At 69.0% G+C, this 5,118-nt stretch carries 5 protein-coding genes; 3 read left to right on the forward strand and 2 right to left on the reverse strand.

The window, feature by feature from the left end:
• Positions 1 to 238: hypothetical protein (locus ACFP1K_RS05845; protein ID WP_380747699.1), on the reverse strand; the 238-nt coding region annotated here is incomplete at its 3' end.
• A 279-nt stretch (positions 239 to 517) separates the two neighbouring features.
• Positions 518 to 697 carry a hypothetical protein gene (locus ACFP1K_RS05850; RefSeq protein ID WP_380747701.1) on the reverse strand — a complete coding sequence of 60 codons (180 nt, stop codon included), beginning with the start codon at positions 695 to 697 and terminating at the stop codon, positions 518 to 520.
• Positions 698 to 874: 177 nt separating this feature from the next.
• On the opposite strand from ACFP1K_RS05850, the gene ACFP1K_RS05855 reads away from it, so the two are divergent.
• From ACFP1K_RS05855 to istB, 3 genes are all read left to right on the forward strand, one after another.
• The gene (locus ACFP1K_RS05855; protein WP_380747703.1) at positions 875 to 1,642 is read left to right on the forward strand and encodes a class I SAM-dependent methyltransferase; all 768 of its coding nucleotides are present in this window, start codon (positions 875 to 877) and stop codon (positions 1,640 to 1,642) included.
• A 542-nt stretch (positions 1,643 to 2,184) separates the two neighbouring features.
• The gene (gene istA, locus ACFP1K_RS05860; protein WP_380747705.1) at positions 2,185 to 3,423 is read left to right on the forward strand and encodes an IS21 family transposase; all 1,239 of its coding nucleotides are present in this window, start codon (positions 2,185 to 2,187) and stop codon (positions 3,421 to 3,423) included.
• Positions 3,423 to 4,223, forward strand: a complete 801-nt coding sequence (gene istB / locus ACFP1K_RS05865; RefSeq protein WP_380747707.1) for an IS21-like element helper ATPase IstB — start codon at positions 3,423 to 3,425, stop codon at positions 4,221 to 4,223. Before istA ends, istB begins: the two co-directional genes overlap by 1 nt.
• Positions 4,224 to 5,118: the final 895 nt, after the last annotated feature.

The raw sequence follows: 5,118 nt of genomic DNA on the forward strand, positions 1-5,118 counted from the left end.
ACGGTCCTTGCGGAGGGCGCGCTCCGCGCGGGAGCCGCAAGGGCTGTTCTCCTGCGGGGGACACCCCCGCACCCCCGGGCCCTGCCGGGCTCACGGTACAGCTCTTCCCCGACAGCTTGGCTTCCCGCACGGCGATCCGCGCCTGCTCTCCCGCCATCAGCTGATGCCCCGGCAGCTCCCACAGGTAGCACCGGTAGCGGTCCCACCGGTCGCTGTTACGCCACGTCCAGATTCTCACCTGATTATCGGCGCCCGCCTCGCTGCGCACCCACACCAGCACCGCCCCATGCCTGGTGGACGAGTATTCCGCCCACCGCCGCATCTGATACCACGTACCGGTCCGCCGACGTTATCTCCCGGGTGCCGTCCGCCTTGTCCACCCCGGTCAGCCAGTCGTGCTTCACCCCGTCGGGGGTCTCAAACCCGCCGCCCCGGCCCCGCATCGGAACACCCGTCAGCGACAGATAGATGTACAACGTCAAACTCCCGACCACCAGCACACCCAACCCCGCCATTACTAACCAACACCAATCAAACCGGCTCGCTCCTTTCGGACCTCGAATGGACTGGATATGTCGATGAGTTCGAGCCGGATGCTCGTGAGGGCCGGAGCCACCTCGATGGGCGACGGACCGGTATCGATGGGATTCGGAGCCACCGGCGCCAGCCGGTCCTCCTCGGTGATCAGGAGGTCCACCTCGGAGGGACTGGCAGGTCTTGGCCCTGCCGGTCGTGGGCGGCCCGGATATCTCGGTCCAGGCGACGCCGGCCATCGCAGGGGTTCGGGATGGCTTTCGGGAAGCGCTGACCTTGAGCGCTTGGCCGCGATCGCGGCCGTCCCGTATTCGAACGTTTCGGGACTACCATGCTCGGCATGTCTGGTCGCGCACTGAGCTTCGGAGTGATGGCGGAAGCCTACGAACGGTTCCGGCCAGGGTATCCGGTGGAGCTCTTCGACATGGTGACGGCCTACGCCGCCCGGCCGGTCAGGACCGCCCTGGAGATCGGCGCTGGGACAGGCAAGGCCACCCGCCTGTTCGCTGAGCGAGGGATCGTTGTAACGGCGACCGAGCCCGATGGGGCCATGCTCACCGAGCTGCGCAGACACGTGCCGGCGAACGTCAGGACCGTGCAAGCCGCGTTCGAGGACCTGCGGCCGGGAAAGAGGTACGGCTTGGTCTACGCGGCTGCGGCGTTGCACTGGACGAACCCGGAGGGCCGGTGGTCACGGGCGGCTTCGCTGGTCGAGCCAGGTGGCGTGTTCGCCTCATTCGGCGGCCCGATCGAACTGGCCGACCCAGCTGTGGAACAGGCGGTCCGCGCGGCGCGTTCAGCGTTCCTGGCAAGTGATGGCGTTCCCTCTCCGGACGGGACGCCTCCGGAGGCGGAGATGCAGTGGCCAGGCACAGAGCTTCAACGGTCGGAGTGGTTCACCGATGTCCGGCAGGCCATGATCGAACGCCGTTTGACGCTGACTGCTCACGACTACGTCGGCCATCTCTCGACCATCTCGGCTTATCTCGTCTTGCCGGACGCGGAGCGCGAGCAGGTGTTCCGCCAGATCATCGACGTTCTGCCGGAAACGGTCGAGATCATCGCCGACATCACCGTTCATCTCGCGCGTCGGCACGACGAGTCTTGACGGCGTGGCCACGCGCCTAGTCGCTTGTCAGGTGCCTGGTCTCGTTCCCCTTTACGGCTTCCCGTAGCTTTAGAAGTTCGGGGCCGCCATGGCTCTCACTTGGCTCTGGTTCTCACCACATAGCCAAATGGACCCACCAGCGGACTACCAACACCAACGAGTAACCCAGGCCCAGATCCCAGGGGTGCCGAAATGTATCTCCACCCTCAGGGGCGGCACAGCCCTGTGCTTTCTCCGTCGACACCAGTTCTGGGGGTCGCCTACCTGGAGGCTGGATGGGCCGTCCTGGACAGCACTACGGACTCCGCGAGCGCGGCCAGCATGGCGTTCAGCCGGGTGTCTCCCGCGGGAGAACAGCCCTTGCGCTTTTCGCGCGGAGCGCGCCCTCCGCAGGACTATTTCACGGGTGCCGCACACACTGCGGGTTGTCCGCCGTAGGGCGGCGCCGGATTGGCCGCGCCACGACCCGCCTGTCGGCGACACGTGAAAACTGACCCCTAGACGACGGCCGAAAACTGACCCCTCTGCTGCCACGGTGGAGGGTGATCAAGGTGGAGGACTGGGCGGAGATCCGCCGGTTGCACCGGGCCGAGCACATGCCGATCAAGGCGATCGCTCGGCGGATGGGTATCTCGAAGAACACCGTCAAACGGGCACTGGTGGCCGATGAGCCGCCGAAGTACCAGCGGACCAGGAAGGGGTCGATCGTGGACGCGGTCGAACCCCGGATCCGGGCGCTGCTAGAGGAGTTCCCCGACATGCCGGCAACCGTCATCGCCGAGCGGATCGGCTGGGACCGCTCGCTGAGCGTGCTCAAGGGCCGCATCCGGCTGCTGCGGCCGTACTACCGGCCGGCCGATCCGGCCTCGCGGACGACCTATCAGCCCGGTGAGCTGGCCCAGTGTGACCTGTGGTTCCCGCCCGCCAAGATCTCGTTGGGGGCAGGGCAGACGGGCTGCCCGCCGGTGCTGGTCATGGTCAGCGGCTATTCGCGGTGGCTGATGGCGCGCATGCTGCCCTCGCGCTCGGCCGGTGACCTGTTCGCCGGCATGTGGATGCTGTTGCGCGGATGGGGCGCGGTCCCCAAGACGCTGGTGTGGGACAACGAGGGCGCGATCGGGCAGTGGAAGGGCGGCCGGCCGCAGCTGACCGCCGAGGCGAACGCGTTCCGCGGGATGCTGGGGATCGCGATCCGCCAGTGCAAGCCGGGCGATCCGGAGGCCAAGGGCCTGGTGGAGCGGGCGAACGGGTACCTGGAGACCTCGTTTCTGCCGGGCCGGGCCTTCACCGGCCCCCGCGACTTCAACGCCCAGATGGACGACTGGCTGGCCCATCGGGCCAACGTTCGCCACCACCGGCGGATCGAGTGCCGTCCGGCCGACCGGATCGTCACCGACCTGGCCGCGATGCTCCCACTGCCGCCGGTGGCTCCGCCGGTCGGCTGGCGGACGGCGACCCGGCTGGCCCGCGACCACTACATCCGCGTCGCCTCCAACGACTACTCGGTCCACCCTGCGGTCATCGGCCGCATGGTGGAGGTTGTCGCTGATCTGGAGCAGGTCACCGTGAGGTGCGGCGGCCAGGTGGTGGCCGTCCATGAGCGGTGCTGGGCCGCCCACCAGACCATCACCGACCCCTCCCACGCCCACGCCGCCGCCGCGTTGCGCCGCACCCGGGTCCAGGCGGTGGCCGCTCCAGCCGAGCCGGAGGTCGAACAGCGCCATCTGGCTGACTACGACACGCTGCTGGGGATCGACACGATCGACACGGTGGTGGCGTGATGGCCGGCGCCACGGCCGGTGGTCGCAACCTGGCCGGCGAGCTGGCCTATCTGACCCGGGCGTTGAAGGCGCCGTCCCTGCACGCCGCCATCGAGCGGCTGGCCGAACGGGCCCGCGCCGAATCGTGGAGCCATGAGGAGTTCCTGACCGCCTGCCTGCAACGCGAGGTCGCCGCCCGCGAGTCCCACGGCGGTGAGGCCCGCATCCGCGCCGCCCGCTTCCCTGCGCGCAAGGCGATCGAGGACTTCGACTTCGATCACCAGCGCTCTCTCAAGCGCGAGGTCATCGCCCATCTGGGCACCTTGGACTTCGTCACCGCACGCGAGAACGTGGTGTTCTTGGGCCCGCCGGGCACCGGCAAGACCCATCTGTCGGTCGGTCTGGGTATCCGGGCCTGCCAGGCCGGGCACCGGGTCGCGTTCGCCACCGCGGCCGGGTGGGTGGCCCGGCTGGCCGAGGCGCACGCCGCCGGCAGGCTGCAGGACGAGCTGACCAAGCTCACCCGAGTCCCGGTGCTGATCGTCGATGAGGTCGGCTACATCCCGTTCGAGGCCGAGGCGGCGAACCTGTTCTTCCAGCTGGTCTCCAGCCGTTATGAGCGCGCCAGCCTCATCGTGACGAGCAACAAGCCGTTCGGGCGCTGGGGAGAGGTGTTCGGCGACGACGTGGTGGCCGCCGCCATGATCGACCGTCTGGTCCACCACGCCGAGGTCATCAGCTTGAAAGGAGACAGCTACCGCCTCAAAAACCGTGATCTGGGCCGTGCTCCCGCAGCCCAGGCTAACAACGACCATCAGTGACAAGCCATGACCGACAACACCAGCAGGGGGTCAACTTTCAGACGTCGGTAGGGGGTCAGGATTCACGCGTCGTTGACACCGCCGACTCGGCGCCGGAGGAATGGCCGTGGGTGGCACGGGGGCACGTCTCGGGCGGGGCGCCGGGGTGCGGCGGGAACGATGAGCCCGGCAGGGGCCCGGGGTGCGGGGGTGTCCCCCGCAGGAGAACAGCCCTTGCGCTTTTCGCGCGAGCGCGCCCTCCGCAAGGACCGTTTCACCTGGCGCCGCACGCACCGTGGGTTGTCCGCCGTAGGGCGGCGCCGGATTGGCCGCGCCACGACCCGCCGACTCGGCGCCGGAGGAATGGCCGTGGGTGGCACGGGGGCACGTCTCGGGCGGGGCGCCGGGGTGCGGCGGGAACGATGAGCCCGGCAGGGGCCCGGGGTGCGGGGGTGTCCCCCGCAGGAGAACAGCCCTTGCGGCTCCCGCGCGAAGCGCGCCCTCCGCAAGGACCATTTCACCCGGCACCGCACACACCACGGGTTGTCCGCCGTAAGGCGGCGCCGGATTCGCCGCACCACGACCCGCCGCATCGGCGCCGGGTGATGGCCGCCTGCACGGTGGACGCCGGGCCGTCTGCGGAAGGTGGCGCCGTCTTTACCGCGACGTGGATCTCGTCGCGTCGGCGCCGGAGGAGTGTCGGCGCCGGAGGAGTGTCGGCGCCGGAGGAGTGTTGGCGCCGGGGGAGTGCGTTGGCGCTGGAGGAGTGCTGCGGCGCCGGAGGAGTGCGGCGGCGCCGGTTGAATCCCCCTCTAGGGGACAAGGCGGTGGGTTAGAAGCCGCAGGATTCGGCGAGGCTCTTGGCGGCTTCCTTTTTGACTTGGGAGTTCGGGGTGGGGGTGAGTTGGGGGGTGGC

This window comes from Sphaerisporangium aureirubrum, assembly GCF_042658925.1.
GTDB lineage: Bacteria > Actinomycetota > Actinomycetes > Streptosporangiales > Streptosporangiaceae > Sphaerisporangium > Sphaerisporangium aureirubrum.